General features: G+C 77.4%; 2 protein-coding genes. Both read left to right on the top strand.

Annotation, left to right across the window (positions count from 1 at the left end; translation table 11 throughout):
* The first annotated feature begins 4 nt into the window (after positions 1-4).
* The gene (locus EV374_RS31240) at positions 5-14884 is read left to right on the top strand and encodes a type I polyketide synthase (protein ID WP_132240761.1); all 14880 of its coding nucleotides are present in this window, start codon (positions 5-7) and stop codon (positions 14882-14884) included.
* Positions 14885-14963: 79 nt separating this feature from the next.
* Positions 14964-16541 (top strand): bifunctional 3-(3-hydroxy-phenyl)propionate/3-hydroxycinnamic acid hydroxylase MhpA, encoded by a 1578-nt coding sequence (gene mhpA, locus EV374_RS31235; protein WP_132240760.1) that lies wholly within the window; start codon positions 14964-14966, stop codon positions 16539-16541.
* Positions 16542-16565: the final 24 nt, after the last annotated feature.

Here is a 16565-nt window from a genome sequence, read left to right as displayed (position 1 = left end):
TGACATGCTTCGGAGCGACCTGATCCAGCCGTTGTCCGATCTGATCGAGGCGCACGCCGCCAGGTTGGGGAACAAGGTCGCGTTCCGCGACGACCGCCGGGCGGTCGACTACGCAGACCTGGCGGCGCGGACCCGTCGGCTGGCCGGCCACCTGGCGGCGTCGGGGGTCGGGCGGGGCGACCGGGTGGCCTTCTGCCTCGGCAACCGGGTGGAGACGGTGGAGACCTGGCTGGCCGTCACGCGGGCGGCCGCGGTCGGCGTACCGGTGAACCCGCACAGCACCGACGCGGAACTGGCCCACCTGCTGGACGACTCCGGAGCGGTGCTGGTGGTCACCGACCCGCGGCACCTCGACCAGCTGCTGCGGCTGCGCGCCGGCCGGCCGGCCCTGCGGGTCGTGGTCACCGGGGACGGCCCGGTGCCCGCCGGGGTCACCGCGTGGCGCGACCTGGTCGACACCGAGCCGGGTGTGGACGCCCGTGACGACCTGGGCCTCGACGAGGTCGCCTGGATGCTCTACACCTCCGGCACCACCGGCCGGCCCAAGGGCGTGCTCTCCACCCAGCGCACCTGCCTCTGGTCCGTCGCCGCCTGCTACGTGCCGATCCCCGGGCTCACCGACGCCGACCGGGTGGTCTGGCCGCTGCCGTTGTTCCACAGCCTCTCCCACATCGGGTGCGTGCTCAGCGTGACCGCCGTCGGCGCCACGGCCCGGCTCATCGACGGCTTCTCCGCCGACGACGTGCTGCGCGCGGTCGACGAGGACGAGGCCACCGTGCTGGCCGGTGTGCCGGCCATGTACCACCACCTGGTCACCGCCGCCCGGGAGAGCGGCTTCCGCGCCCCGGCCCTGCGGGTCTGCCTGGTCGGCGGGGCGATCACCACCGGCGCGCTGCGCCGGGCGTTCGACGAGGTCTTCGACGCGCCGCTGCTCGACGCGTACGGCAGCACGGAGACCTGCGGCTCGATCGCCGTCACCCGGCCGGACCAGCCCCGGGTCGAGGGTTCCTGCGGGCGCGCGGTGCCCGGCGTCGAGGTGCGCCTGGTCAGCCCGCAGACCGGCCTGGACGTGCCGACCGGCGCCGAGGGGGAGGTCTGGGTCAGCGGGCCGAGCGTCATGCTCGGCTACCACGGCCTGCCGGAGGTCACCGCCGCCGCCCTGCGCGACGGCTGGTACCGCACCGGCGACCTGGCCCGCCGCGACGCCGACGGCAACATCTTCGTCACGGGGCGGCACCAGGAACTGATCATCCGGGGTGGCGAGAAGATCCACCCGGCCGAGGTGGAGGAGGCCCTGCGCGGGGTGCCCGGCGTCGCCGACGTGGCGGTGACCGGCCGGCCGCACGACGTGCTCGGCGAGGTGCCGGTGGCGTTCGTGGTGCCCGGCCCGGAGGGCTTCGACCCCCGGGCCGGGTACGCGGCCTGCCGGGAGAAGCTCTCCTACCACAAGGTTCCCGAGGAGCTGTACGAGATCGGGCAGGTGCCCCGCACCGCCTCCGGCAAGGTCACCCGCCGGCTCCTGCTCGACCGGCCGGCGCGGCTGCGGGCGGTCAACGGCAGCCACCACGAGACGCTGAGCCTGCTCGCCTGGCAGCCGCTCGACCTGGCCGCCGTACCGCCGGTCGAGGCGCCCGTCCCGACGGCCGCGCAGGCCGCCGCCGCCCCGGCCCGCCGCTGGGCGCTCGTCGGTAGCGGAAGCGAGGCGCTGCTGGAACCGCTGCGCGCGGCCTCTCCGGGGGACCGGTTCCGGTCCCACCGGGACCTGGCCGCCCTGCGCGACGCCCCGGACGTGCCCGACGTGACGGTGCTGCTGGTCGAGCCGGCCGACGCCGTCGCGGCGGACCTCGCCGACCGGCTGCGCGGCTGGCTCGACGACGACCGGTTCGCCGGCACCCGCCTGGTGCTGCTGACCGGCCCGGCCGCCGCGAGCGACGCGCCCGGCGACCTGGACACCGGGATCGACGCCGCCGCCGTGCCCGGGGGGTGGCACCAGGCCGATCCGGCGGCCGGCGCGGTCCAGGCGGTCGGCCGCAGTCTGCAGTCCGCCTACCCGGACCGGATCGTGCTGGTCGACGGCGACGCCGGAGACCGCTCGACCGCCCTGCTCCCCGCCGTGGTGGACGCCGGCGCCGCGCAGGTCGCGCTGCGGGCCGGAGCCGCCCTGCACGCCGTCCTCGTGCCCGCCCCCGCGGCCGTGCCGGCGCGGCCGGTCAGCGTGGCCGACCCGGACCGCCCGGTCCTGGTCACCGGCGCGGACGGCACGACCGGCGCGGCGCTGGCCCGACACCTCGTCGCCGCGCACCGCGTCCGCCGGCTGCGGCTGCTCCACGTCGGCGCCACGCCCGGGGCCGCCCTGGTGGACCTGGTCACCGAGCTCGTCGCCGCCGGCGCCGACGTCGCCGCGCTGCCCGCCGAGCGGGCGGGCGACGAGCCGTCCGGCGGGGTCTTCCTCTGCCCGTCGGACGACGACCTGACCGATGACGAGGACACGGCCCGGCTGCTGCGCCTCGCCGGGAGGCTGGACGCCGCGACCCGGCTCCCGGCCGCCTCGTTCACCGTCCTCGCGCCGTCCGCCCTGCTGCTGGGCGCCGCCGGCCGGGAGCGGGCCGCCTCGGCCGTCGGCGCCCTGCACGCCCTGACCGCCCGCCGCCGGGCCGCCGGTCTGCCGGCCCGGGTCGTCGGCACGACCGCGCCCGTCGACCGGGAGCCGTCGCCCGCCACCCCCGCGGCCACCGGAACCGGGGCGGGAAGCGTCGTCGTCCCGGCGGCCGTACGCGCCGATCTCGCCGCGTTCGACGTGGCCCACGACGGCGACGACCTGGTCGTGCTCGCCCGCCCGGCGGGCCACGCCGACGCCGCGCACCCCGCCTGGCGCGGCCCCGTCGCGGCGCCCGACGACGACGCCGCCGACCGGGACGCCGCCGAGTTGCGCCGCCGGCTGGCCGGGCTGAGTACCGCCGAGGGGGACCGGCTCCTGCTGGATCTGGTCCGCACCGCCACCGCCGAGGTGGCCGGCCTGTCCGGGCCGGCCGCCGTGCGCCCCGGCCGGGCCTTCAAGGAACTCGGCTTCACCTCGGTCAGCGCGGTCGCCCTGCGCGACCGGCTGGCCCGGGCCACCGGCGTACGGCTCTCCGCCACGGCCGCCTTCGACCGGCCCAGCCCGGACGCCCTCGCCCGGCACCTCGCCGCCCGGCTGCGCGGCACCACCGGGCAGGCCGGCCCCGCGACGGACCGGCCGTCCGCGCCGTCCACGGCGGACGACCCGGTGGTCGTCGTCGCCATGGCCTGCCGGCTGCCCGGCGGCGTCGCCTCCCCCGAGCAGCTGTGGGACCTGGTCGACCAGGGCCGGGAGGGGCTCACGGAGTTCCCCACCGACCGGGGCTGGGACCTGGCGCACCTGTTCTCCGACGACCCCGACCGCCCCGGCACCTCGTACGTCCGGGTGGGCGGGTTCCTGACCGACGCGGCGGACTTCGACGCCACCCTGTTCGCGATCAGCCCGCGCGAGGCGCTCGCCATGGACCCGCAGCAGCGGCTGCTGCTGGAGACGTCCTGGGAGCTGTTCGAGCGGGCCGGCATCGACCCCACCTCGCTGCGTGGCAGCGCCACCGGCGTCTTCACCGGCGTCATGCACCACGACTACGCCGCGAGCCTGCGCCAGGCGCCGCCCGGCACCGAGGGCTACCTCGGCGTCGGCACCGCCGGCAGCGTCGTCTCCGGCCGGGTCGCCTACGCGCTGGGGCTGGAGGGGCCGGCGGTCACCGTGGACACGGCGTGCTCGTCGTCGCTGGTGGCGCTGCACCTGGCCGCCCAGGCGCTGCGCGCCGGCGACTGCTCCCTCGCCGTGGCCGGCGGCGTGGCGGTGATGGGCACCCCGCAGGCGTTCGTGGAGTTCAGCCGGCAGCGCGGGCTCGCCCCTGACGGCCGGTGCAAGGCGTTCGGCGAGGGCGCCGACGGCACCGGCTGGTCCGAGGGCGTCGCCGTGCTGCTGCTGGAACGGCTCTCCGACGCGCGCCGGCGCGGACACCCCGTCCTCGCCGTGCTGCGCGGCTCCGCCGTCAACTCCGACGGCGCGTCCAACGGGCTCACCGCCCCCAACGGGCCCGCCCAGGAGCGGGTCATCCGCAAGGCGCTGGACGCGGCCGGGCTCTCCGCCGCCGACGTGGACGTCGTCGAGGCGCACGGCACCGGCACCCGGCTGGGCGACCCGATCGAGGCGCAGGCGCTGCTCGCCACGTACGGGGTGGGCCGCGGCGACGCCGAACCGCTGCGGCTGGGCTCGCTGAAGTCCAACCTCGGCCACACCCAGGCCGCCGCCGGGGCCGCCGGGGTAATCAAGATGGTGCTCGCGATGCGGCACGGCACGCTGCCCCGCACCCTGCACGTGGACGCCCCGACGTCCGAGGTGGACTGGTCCGCCGGCGCGGTCGAGGTGCTCACGGAGGCCCGCCCGTGGCCCGAGGTGCGACGGCCCCGGCGGGCCGGCGTCTCGTCGTTCGGCATCAGCGGCACCAACGCGCACGTCATCGTCGAGGCACCCGCCGCCGACCCGCCCCCCGGGCCCGGGGTCGCGGACCGGCAGCCCTCGTCCGGGATCGCGGACCAGCAGCCGTCGTCCGGGGCGGCCTCCGCCACCCGGCGACCGCCTGTGCCGTGGCTGCTCGCCGCGGCCTCCGGCGAGGCGCTGCGGGACCAGGCGGCCCGCCTGCTGACCTGGCTCGACGGGCCCGGGGCGGACGCCGACCCGGCCGCCGTCGGGCACGCGCTCGCCACCACCCGCGCCGCCCTCGAACACCGGGCCGTGGTGCTGGCCGGCGACCCGGCCACCGCCCGGACGGGCCTGACCGCGCTGACCCGCGGCGAGGCGGACCCGGACGTGCCGGCCGTGCTGACCGGCCGGGTCGTCGACGGCCAGCTCGGCATGCTCTTCGGCGGGCAGGGCGGCCAGCGCGCCGGCATGGGCCGCGAGCTGCACGCGGCGTACCCGGTCTTCGCCGACGCCTTCGACGCGGCCTGCGCCGAACTCGACCGCTGCCTCGCCGGCCACGCCCCGCACCCCGTCGCGGACGTCGTCTTCGCCGCCGAGGGCGACGAACCGGCCGACCTGCTCGACCAGACCCTGTACACCCAGCCGGGGCTGTTCGCCTTCGAGGTGGCGCTGTACCGCCTCCTGGAGTCCTGGGGGGTGCGTCCCGACGCGGTGCTCGGCCACTCCGTCGGCGAGCTGGCCGCCGCGCACGTGGCCGGGGTGTTCCCCCTCGCCGACGCGGCGGCGCTCGTCGCCGCCCGCGCCCGGCTGATGCAGCAGCTGCCCGCCGGGGGCGCGATGGTCGCCGTCGAGGCCGACGAGGCCGAGGTCGCCGCGCACCTCACCGACCGGGTGGGCCTCGCCGCCGTCAACGGCCCGACGAGCGTCGTCGTCTCCGGCGACACCGACGCGGTGCTGGCCGTCGCGGCCACCCTGCGGGCCGCCGGGCGTCGTACCAGCCGGCTGCGGGTGTCGCACGCGTTCCACTCGCCGCGCATGGAGCCGATGCTCGACGAGTTCCGCGCGGTGGCGGCCGGCCTCACGTACCGCACCCCGCACCTACCGGTGGTGTCCAACCTGACCGGCCACCCCGTCGACCCGGCCCGGCTCTGCTCGCCCGAATACTGGGTGGCGCACGTGCGGGGCACCGTCCGCTTCCACGACGGCGTGCGGGCCCTGCACGGGCAGGGCGTCACCACCTTCCTGGAGGTCGGTCCGGCCGGCGTGCTCACCGCGATGGCCCAGGACTGCCTCCTCGCCGAGGCCGACGAGCTGGCCTTCGTGCCCGCCGTGCGGGGCGTCGCCGACGAACCGGAGGCGCTGCTCGCCGCCGTGGCGCGGCTGCACGTGCGGGGGGTCCCCGTCGACCGCGCCGCCCTCGCCGGCCCCGGGCCGCACCGCCGCGTCGACCTGCCCACGTACGCCTTCCAGCGCCGGCACTACTGGCTGCCCGCCTCGACCGTGGCCGGCGGCCCGGTCGGTGTCGGGCTGGCCGACGCCGGGCACCCGCTGCTCGGCGGCGTGCTGGCGGTCGCCGGCACCGGGCAGGTCGTCTGCACCGGGCAGGTCGCCGCGGCCACCCAGCCGTGGCTGGCCGCCCCCGGTGACGGCACTCCCGCGCTGCTGCCCGCCAGCGCCCTGCTGGACATGCTCACCCACCTCGGCGAACAGCTCGGCACCCCGACGGTGCAGCGGCTGCGCGTCCCCGACCCGGTGCCGCTGCCCGCCGAGGCGACCCTCGAGGTGCAGGTCGGCGTCTCCGCGCCGGACGAGCACCGGCGCCGGGTGGCGCACTGCCACGTCCGGGCCGGCGACGGGCAGCCCTGGCGGGAGGTCGCCGAGGCCGTGCTCGGCCCGGTCGACCCGGAGAGCGGCCGGGGTGCCCTCGCCACGGCCTGGCCGCCCACCGGCGCCCGACCGGTGGACCTGGCCGCCCCGCAGCACCAGGCCATGGCCGGGGAACTGGCCCGGGCCGCGTGGGTCGCCGCCGACCGGCTATTCGTCGACGTACGCCTGCCCGAGGACGCCCGGGACCCGGATGCCGAGCGGTACGGCGTGCACCCGCTGGTGCTGGAGGCGGCCCTGCGCCTGCTCCCGCTCGCCGACTTCGCGCCCGGCGACGACGCCGCGCCCACCGGCCGGCTGCTGCCCACCGAGTGGGCGGGCGTGCGCCTGCACGCCACCGGGGCGCACGCGCTGCGCGTCTGCCTGGCCCCCGCCGGGGCGGACGCGGTGACCCTGAGCGCCGTCGACGCCGCGGGCGTGCCCGTGCTCGACGTGGACCGGGTGGTGCTGCGGACCCTCGACCTGCCGCCCGCCGAGACGCCGGCGCCCCCGCCCGCCCCCGCCGGGCTGTACGCCGTCGACTGGTCGCCCGCCGCGTTCCCGGCGACGCCCGCGCCCTCCTGGACGCTCGCCGACGGCACGCCCCCGGACGGGCCGCTGCCGTCGCTGCTGGTGCTGCGCGTCGGCGACGGCGAGCCGGGCCGGTCGGTGCCCGACCGTGCCCACGCCGTCGGCCTCGCCGTGCTCGGCGTGCTCCAGAGCTGGCTGGTCGACCCCCGCGCGGAGACCACCCGCCTGGCCCTCGCCGTCCGCGACGGCGACCCGGTGCACGCCCCGGTCGCGGGGCTCGTCCGGGTCGCCCAGGCCGAGCAGCCCGACCGGTTCCTGCTGCTCAGCCTCGACGCCACCGACGACGCGACCGTCCGGGCGGCGCTGGCCGTCGCCGGGGACGAGCCCGAGATCGCCGTCCGCGACGGCCGGGTCCTGCTGCCTCGGCTCCACCCCGTCGAACGACCCCCGGCCGGTACGCCGGTCCCGGCGCTGGCCGGCGGCACCGTGCTGGTGACCGGCGGCACGGGCGGCGTCGGGCGGCACGTCGCCACCCACCTCGCCACCGTGCACGGCGTCGCCGAGCTGGTCCTCGTCAGCCGCACCGGCCGGGCCGGCGACTGGACGGACGCGTTGACCGACGCCGGCGTCACCGTCCGGGTGGTCGCGGCCGACGTCGCCGACCGGGCGGCGCTCGCCGAGGTCGTCGCCCCGCTGGCCGACCGGCTGGTCGCCGTCGTGCACGCCGCCGGGGCCACCGACGACGCGCTGCTCACCGACCTCGACCCGGACCGCTGGGAGCGGGCCCTGCGGTCCAAGGTGCACGGCGCGTGGCACCTGCACGAGCTGACCGCCGGCCTCGACCTGGCCGCGTTCGTGCTCTTCTCCTCGGCCGCCGCCACCTTCGGCAGCCCCGGCCAGGGCAACTACGCGGCCGGCAACGCGTTCCTCGACGCGCTCGCCGCGCACCGCCGCGCCCAGGGCCTGCCGGCGACCGCCCTGGCCTGGGGGCTGTGGGCCGCGCAGGACGGGATGGCCGGCCGGCTCACCCCGGCGGACCTGGCCCGGCTCGCTCGGGGCGGCACCCGTCCCCTCGACACGGCCGCCGGGCTGGCGCTGTTCGACGCCGCCCTGCGCGTCGACCGGTCGACGCTGGTGCCGATCGGGCTCGACCTGGCCGCTGTGCGGACCTCCGGCGAGGTGCCCGCCCTGCTGCGGGCGCTGCTGCCCCCGCCGCCCCGTCGGGCCGTCAACGCCGACTCGGCGCCCGCCTCCGCCAAGGGTTTCGCCGACCGGCTGGCCGAGCTGGCCGAACCCGACCGCGCCGCCCTGCTGCTGGACCTCGTCCGCACCCGGTGCGCCACCGTGGTCGGGCACACCGGCCCCGACGACGTCGAGCCGCGCCGCCCGTTCAAGGAACTCGGCTTCGACTCGCTGATGGCCGTGGAGTTGAGCAACCGGCTCACCGCCGTCACCGGCGTCCGGCTCGCCCCGCACGCCGTGTTCAACCACCCCACCCCCGAGCTGCTCGCCGCGCACCTGCACGCCCGGCTGCTCGGCACCGCCGCCACCGAGGTCACCGACGCCAGCACCGTGGCCCTGGACGAGCCGGTCGCCATCGTCGCGATGGCCTGCCGCTTCCCCGGCGGCATCGGCTCCCCGGAGGAGCTGTGGCGGCTGCTCGACGCGGGCGCCGACGTCATCGGCGACCTGCCCGACGACCGGGGCTGGCCGCTGGCCGACCTCTACGACCCGGTGCCCGGCACGGCCGGCCGGACGTACGTGCGGGCCGGCGGGTTCCTCACCGGGATCGCCGACTTCGACGCCGCGTTCTTCGGCATCAGCCCCCGCGAGGCACTCGCGATGGACCCGCAGCACCGGCTGCTGCTGGAGACCTCCTGGGAGGCGTTGGAACGCGGCGGCATCGACCCGGTCACCCTGCGGGGCAGCCGCACGGGCGTCTTCGCCGGCACCCACGGCCAGGACTACGGCGACCGGATCGCCCCCGGCGTGGTCTCCGACGACGGTGAGGTCACCGCCGACGAGGGGCACCTGCTCACCGGTACGGCCGGCAGCGTCCTCTCCGGCCGGGTCGCGTACGCCCTCGGGCTGGAAGGGCCGGCCGTCACCGTCGACACCGCCTGCTCGGCGTCGCTGGTGGCGCTGCACCTGGCCGTGCAGGCCCTGCGCCAGGGCGACTGCGACCTGGCCCTGGCCGGCGGCGTGTCGGTGATGTCCACCCCGGCCGGGCTGACCGGGTTCAGCCGCCAGCGCGGCCTCGCCGCCGACGGGCGGTGCAAGGCGTTCGCCGAGGACGCCGACGGCTTCGGCATGTCCGAGGGCGTCGGGATGCTGGTGGTGGAGCGCCTCTCCGACGCCCGCCGCCGGGGCCACCCCGTGCTGGCCGTGGTCCGCGGCTCGGCGGTCAACCAGGACGGCGCGTCCAACGGGCTGACCGCCCCGAACGGGCCCTCGCAGGAGCGGGTCATCAGGGCCGCGCTCGGCGCCGCCGGGCTGAGCGCCGCCGAGGTGGACGTCGTCGAGGCGCACGGCACCGGCACGTCGCTCGGCGACCCCATCGAGGCGGAGGCCATCCTCGCCACGTACGGGCAGCGCCCGGCCGGCGCCCCGCCGGTGCTGCTCGGCTCGGTCAAGTCCAACCTCGGGCACACCCAGGCCGCGGCCGGCGTCGCCGGGGTGCTCAAGATGGTCCTCGCCATGCGGCACGGCCGGCTGCCCCGCACCCTGCACGCCGAGCGCCGCAGCTCGCGGGTCGACTGGGAGTCGGGCTCGCTGGAACTGCTCACCGAGGCCCGCCCGTGGCCCGCGGCGGACCGGCCGGCGCGGGCCGGTGTCTCGTCCTTCGGCATCAGCGGCACCAACGCCCACGTGATCGTCGAGGCGGTCGCCGGGCCGGCCCCGGACGCCGACGCCGCAGCCACGCCGACGGAGGCGTACGCGCTGCCGTGGCTGCTCTCCGCGCGTACCCCGGAGGCGCTCGCCGGGCAGGCCCGGCGGCTGCGGGAACACCTCGCCGAGCGGCCCGACCAGCGGCCCCTCGACGTGGCCTGGTCGCTGGCCACCAGCCGGAGCACCTTCGACTCGCGGGCGGTGCTGGTCGGCACGTCGCCGGACCGGGTCGCCGCCGCCCTCGACGCGCTCGCCGAGGGCCGGCCCGACCCGGCGGTGACGCGGGGCGAGGCCCGGCCCGTCGGCCGGTGCGTCTTCGTCTTCCCGGGGCAGGGCTCCCAGTGGCTCGGCATGGGACTGGACCTGCTCGACCAGGCCCCCGTGTTCGCGGAGCGGATGGCGGCCTGCGACGCGGCGCTGCGACCGTACCTGGACTGGTCGCTGCTGGACGTGCTGCGGCAGGTGCCCGGCGCGCCCGGCCTCGACGAGGTCGACGTGGTGCAGCCCGCGCTGTTCGCGATGATGGTGTCGCTGGCCGAGCTGTGGCGCTCCCACGGCGTGCAGCCGGCCGCCGTGGTCGGCCACTCGCAGGGCGAGATCGCCGCCGCCTGCGTCGCCGGGGTGCTCTCGCTGCCCGACGCCGCCCGGGTGGTGGCGCTGCGCAGCCGGGCGCTGCGGGCCCTGGCCGGGCACGGGGCGATGGCCTCCGTCGCGCTCCCCGCCGACACGGTCCGCGACCGGATCGCCCGCTTCGGCGACCGGATCTCGGTCGCCGCCGTGAACGGCCCGGCCGCCGTCGTGGTGTCCGGCGAGCCGCAGGCGGTGGAGGAACTCCTCGCCGAGCTGGCCGGCGAGCAGGCCCGGGTCCGGCGCATCGCCGTCGACTACGCCTCGCACTCCGCCCAGGTGGAGGGCCTGCGCGACGAACTGGCCGAGGTGCTGGCGGGCATCACCCCCGGCCCGGCGGCCGTGCCGCTCTTCTCCACCACTGACCTGCGCTGGCTCGACGGCGAGGAGATGGGGCCGGACTACTGGTACCGCAACCTGCGGCAGCCGGTCGAGCTGGAACAGGCGATCCGCTCGCTGGCCGGGCAGGGCCACGACACGTACGTCGAGTGCAGCCCGCACCCGGTGCTCACCGTGGGCATCGAGGCGACCCTCGCCGACCACGACGGCGAGAGCGTGGTCGTCGGCTCGGTGCAGCGCGACCAGGGCGACCGGGCGCGGTTCCTGCTCTCCCTGGCCCAGCTGCACGTGTGCGGGGTCGCGGTGGACTGGCGGCCCGCGCTGGCCGGCGGCCGGCGGGTCGACCTGCCCACGTACGCGTTCGCCCACCGCCGCTACTGGCCCCGGCCCGTCTCCGGCCCCGGCGACGTCGGCGCCGCCGGCCTGGACGCCGCCGGGCATCCGCTGCTCGGGGCGTCGGTCGCGCTGGCCGAGACGCGGGGCCACCTGTTCACCGGGCGGCTGTCGACCGACGCGCAGCCGTGGCTGGCCGACCACCGGGTCTCCGACAGCGTGCTGGTGCCCGGCACCGGCCTGGTGGAACTCTGCCTCCGCGTCGGCGACGAGATCGGCCACCCGGTCCTCGACGAACTGGTCATCGAGGCTCCGCTGACCCTGCCCGCCGACGGCGCGACCCAGGTGCAGGTGACGGTCGGCGCGGGCGGCGACGACGGACGCCGCCCGGTGACGGTGCACTCCCGGCCCGCCGACGGCCCGGCCGCGGGGCCGTGGACCCGGCACGCCAGCGCCACCCTCTCCGCCGACCAGCCCGCCGCGTCGCCGCAGCCCACCACGTGGCCGCCGCGCGACGCCCGCCCCGTCGACCTGACCGGCTTCTACGCCGGCCTGGAATCCGACGGCTACGCGTACGGGCCGGCGTTCCAGGGGCTGCGCGCGGTGTGGACCAGCGGCGACGAGGTCTACGCCGAGGTGGAGCTGCCGGCGGCCGCACGGGTCGACGCCGACCGGTACGGCCTGCACCCGGCCCTGTTCGACGCCGCCCTGCACGCCGCGCACTTCGGCGGCCTCGCCGGGGCCGGGGCCGGCCGGCTGCTGCTGCCGTTCGCCTGGAACGGCGTCAGCCTGCACGCCACCGGGGCGACCGCCCTGCGGGTACGGCTCACCCAGGTGGGACCGCACGCCATCGCGCTGACCGTCGCCGACCCGACCGGCGCCCCGGTCGCCGAGGTGGCCGCCCTGACGATGCGGCCGATCTCCGCCGCCGAGCTGGCCGTCACCGACGACCGCGCCACCCGCGACGCCCTGTTCCGGCTCGACTGGACGCCGCTGCCGCCGGCCGACGCGGCCACCCTGGTCGACGCCGTGGCCGTCGCCCCCGGCCTGGACGGCTTCGGGCTGCACCCCGGGCTGGACGGGCTCGCCGACGCCGTCGACGCGGGGCTGCCCCTGCCCGGGGCCGTGCTCGTGCCGCTCGACGCGGAATCCGCGCAGCCCACCCCCCGCGCGGCGCGGCACGCCGCCGTCCGCGCCCTCGACCTCGTCCGGCGCTGGCTCACGGAGCCCCGCTGGGCGGCGTCGCGGCTGCTGCTGGTGACCCGGGGCGCGGTGGCCGTGCACCACGCCGGCGAGGTGACCGACCCGGCCGCCGCGGCGGCGTGGGGGCTGGTGCGCTCCGCCCAGTCGGAGAACCCGGGCCAGGTCGTCATCGTCGACGTCGACGTCGACGGGATCGGCCCCGACCAGGTCGCCGCCGTGCTGGCGGCGGACGAGCCGCAGGCCGCGATCCGGGGCGGCACGGCGTACGTGCCGCGGCTGGCGCGGGCCGGCTCGGCGGGCGAACTCGCCGCGCCGCCCGCCGCCGCGTGGCGGTTGGACGCGCCGGTGCGGGGCAGCCTGGAGAACCTCACCCTGGTCCCGACGGACGCCGCCGACGCCGCTCTCGGCCCCCGCGAGGTCCGGGTACGCGTCCGCGCCGCCGGCCTGAACTTCCGCGACGTGCTCAACGCGCTCGGCCTCTACCCGGGCGACGCGGGGCCGCTCGGCGGCGAGGGCGCCGGCGAGGTCGTCGAGGTGGGCGCCGAGGTGACCGACCTGCGCCCCGGCGACCGGGTGTTCGGGGTCTTCGTGGGCTGCTTCGGGCCCGTCGCGGTCACCGACCGCCGCCTGCTGGCCCCGATGCCGGCCGGCTGGTCGTACGTGGAGGCCGCCTCCGTGCCGGTGGTCTTCCTGACCGCCTACCACGGCCTGGTCAACCTGGCCGGGCTCGGCCGGGGCGAGTCGGTGCTGGTGCACGCGGCGGCCGGCGGCGTCGGCATGGCCGCCGTGCAGCTCGCCCGGCACCTCGGCGCCGAGGTCTACGCCACCGCCAGCCCCGCCAAGTGGGACGCCCTGCGCGCGATGGGCCTCGACGAGGACCGCCTCGCCTCGTCCCGGACCCTCGACTTCGAGACCCGCTTCGCCGAGGCCACCGGCGGACGGGGCGTCGACGTGGTGCTGGACTCGCTGGCCCGCGAGTTCGTCGACGCCTCGCTGCGGCTGCTGCCGCGCGGCGGGCGGTTCATCGAGATGGGCAAGACCGACATCCGCGACGCCGCCCAGGTCGCCGCCGACCACCCGGGGGTGGCCTACACCGCCTTCGACCTGACCCTGGAGGACCCCGACGAGGTGCAGCGCATGCTCGTCGTGCTGCTGGGGCTCTTCGAGCGGGGGACGCTCACCCCGCTGCCCGCCCAGGTGTGGGACGTCCGCCAGGCGCCGGAGGCGTTCCGGCACGTCAGCCAGGCCCGGCACGTCGGCAAGGTGGTGCTCACCATGCCCCGGGCGTGGGACCCCGACGGCACCGTGCTGCTGACCGGCGGGACCGGAACCCTCGGCGGGCTGGTCGCCCGGCGACTGGTCGAGACGCACGGCGTACGGCGGCTGCTGCTGGTCAGCCGCCGCGGCGAGCAGGCCCCCGGCGCGGCCGAGACGGTCGCCGAACTGCGCTCCCTGGGCGCCGAGGCCACGGTCGTGGCGGCCGACGTGGCCGACCGGGACAGCCTGGCCCGGGTCCTGGACGCGGTACCGGCACAGCACCCGTTGACCGCGGTCGTGCACCTCGCCGGGGTGCTCGACGACGGGATCGTCACCGCCCTCACCCCGCAGCGCGTCGACACCGTGTTCGCGCCGAAGCTCGACGCCGCGTGGCACCTGCACGAGCTCACCCGCCACCTCGACCTGGCCGGGTTCGTGCTGTTCTCCTCCGGCGCGGGCGTCTTCGGCGTACCCGGTCAGGCCAACTACGCGGCGGCCAACGCGTTCCTCGACGCGCTCGCCCTGGCGCGCCGGGCCGAGGGCCTGCCGGGCCGGTCGTTCGCCTGGGGGCTCTGGGAGCAGGCCAGCGAGATGACCGCCAAGCTGGACCGCACCGACCCCCGGATCACCGCCCGCGACGGGCAGCTCGCGATCCCGTCCGACCTGGGGATGGCCCTGTTCGACGCGGGCCTGCGGCTGGCCGAGCCGGTGCTCGTGCCGACCAGGATCGACGTCGCCGCGCTCGGCGAACGGGTCGAGCGGCCCCCGGCCCTGCTGCGCGGGCTCATGCGACGGGAACGGCCGAGCGCCCGGTCGAGCGCCTCGACCGGCGGCGGGCGCACCCTCGCCGACGAACTGGCAGCCCTGGCCGGGCCCGACCGCCACACCCTGGTGGTCGACCTGGTACGCGAGCAGGCGGCGAGCGTGCTCGGGCACGGCAGCCGCGCGGCGGTCGCCCCCGGCCGGGCGTTCAGCCAGATCGGCTTCGACTCGTTGACCGCCGTCGAGCTGCGCAACCGGCTGACCACGGCGACCGGTCTGCGCCTGCCGGCCACGCTGATCTTCGACTACCCGGACCCGAACGAGCTGGCCACGTTCCTGGTGTCGCAGCTGGCGCCGGACACCGGCCCGGAGGTTCCGCCGGTCCTCACGGACCTGGAGAACCTGGAACGCTCGCTGACCGAGGCCAGCGTCGAGGCGGAGCTGCACGCCCAGATCGGGTCCCGGCTGGAGGTGCTCATCGCCAAGTGGCGGACGATGCGCGCCGGCTCGGGCGGCGATCCCGACCTCGACCTCGAACTGGCCAGCGACGACGACCTCTTCGACCTCATCGACTCCGAACTCGGTCTCTGATGGCCGTCCGGCCGCCCCGCACGGCGCGAGCCGTCCCTTCCGACACCGTGTCCGACCGACCCCCGAGGAACCGATACCGATGCTGATGACCGACGTCCTGATCGTGGGCTACGGCCCCGTCGGTGAGATGCTCACGATCCTGCTGGCGCAGCGCGGGCTCACCGTCACGGCGGTCGAGCGCTGGGCCACCCCGTACAACTTCCCGCGCGCGGTCTCGTACGACGGGGAGGCGAGCCGCATCCTGGCCGCCGCCGGCGTCGCCGACCGGCTCGGACCGGTGGTGGAGTCGTCGGGCGAGTACACCTTCAAGAACGGCTTCGGCCGGACCCTGCTGCACGTCAAGGTGACCGGCGACGGCCCGATGGGCTGGCCCGACTCGGTCTCCTTCTACCAGCCCGGGCTGGAGGCGCTGCTCGCCGAGCGGGGAGCGGAGCTGCCGGGCGTGACGGTGCTGCGCCCGTACCAGGTGACCGGCCTCGTCGAGCACGACGACCGGGTCGAGGTCACCGTCGCCGGCCCGGAGGGCGAGGAGGTCCGCGCGGCCCGCTGGGTCGTCGGCTGTGACGGGGCCAACAGCTTCGTCCGGAAACACCTGGGCAGCGGCGTCACCGACCTCGGCTTCACGTACGACTGGCTGGTCTGCGACGTCGTGCCGCACGAGGCCCGCGAGTTCAAGCCGAACAACCTCCAGGTCTGCGACCCGGCGCGCCCCCGCACGGCCGTGTCGGCCGGCCCGGGGCACCGGCGGTGGGAGTTCATGCGGGTGCCGGGGGAGAGCCGGGAGGAGTTCGAGACCGTCGAGAGCGTGTGGCGGCTGCTCGGCCTCTTCGACATCACGCCCGACAACGCGACCCTGGAACGGTACGGCGTCTACACCACCCAGGCCTGCTCGGCCGACCGCTGGCGCTCCGGCCGGATCCTGATCGCCGGCGACGCGGCGCACGTGATGCCGCCGTTCATGGGGCAGGGCATGAGCTCGGGTTTCCGTGACGCCCTCAACCTCGCCTGGAAGCTCGACCTGGTGCACCGCGGCCTGGCCGACGAGGCGCTGCTGGACACCTACCAGGAGGAGCGCTGCGCGCACGTGCAGCACGCCATCCGGATGTCCATGGACTCGGGCACGGTGATCTGCGAGACCGACCGCACCGCCGCCGCCGGCCGGGACGCCGTCATGCTCGCCGAACTGCGCCGGCGCACCTCCCGGCCGCGTACCCGTTCCCTGCTGGAACCCCTGGCCGGCGGGGTCCTGCACGCCCGTACGGCCGAGGCCCCGGCGGCCGGCGCGGGCGTGCCGATGCCGCAGGGGCGCGTCGAGGTCGACGGTCGCGCCGGGCTCTTCGACGAGGTCGTCGGCACCGGCTTCGTCCTGGTCTGCGCCGAGGACCCCGACGACCTGCTCGACGCGGACGCCCGGGCCTTCCTGGACTCGCTCGACGCCCGGGTCGTCCGGGTCGTCCCCGCCGGCGCGCCCGCCCCCGGGCCCGGCACCGCGCCGACCGCCTTCGACCTCGACGACGTGTACCTGTCCCACCTCAAGCGGTACGACGCCGTCGCGGTGCTCGTCCGGCCCGACTTCTACGTATTCGGCACGGCAGCCGACCCGGCCGGTGTGCCCGCGCTCGTCGAGGACCTGCGCCAGCAGGTCCGGCGCGGCTGATCGGCATCCACCCCTCGGAAGGAA

This window comes from Micromonospora sp. CNZ303 (assembly GCF_004345505.1).
This window is presented reverse-complemented; position numbering and strand designations above follow the sequence as displayed.

What these genes read in the sequence shown, in the direction of transcription:
- EV374_RS31240 (WP_132240761.1), top strand. Translation starts at nt 5, where the DNA reads ATGCTTCGGAGCGACCTGATCCAGCCGTTGTCCGATCTGATCGAGGCG.
- mhpA (WP_132240760.1), top strand. Translation starts at nt 14,964, where the DNA reads ATGCTGATGACCGACGTCCTGATCGTGGGCTACGGCCCCGTCGGTGAG.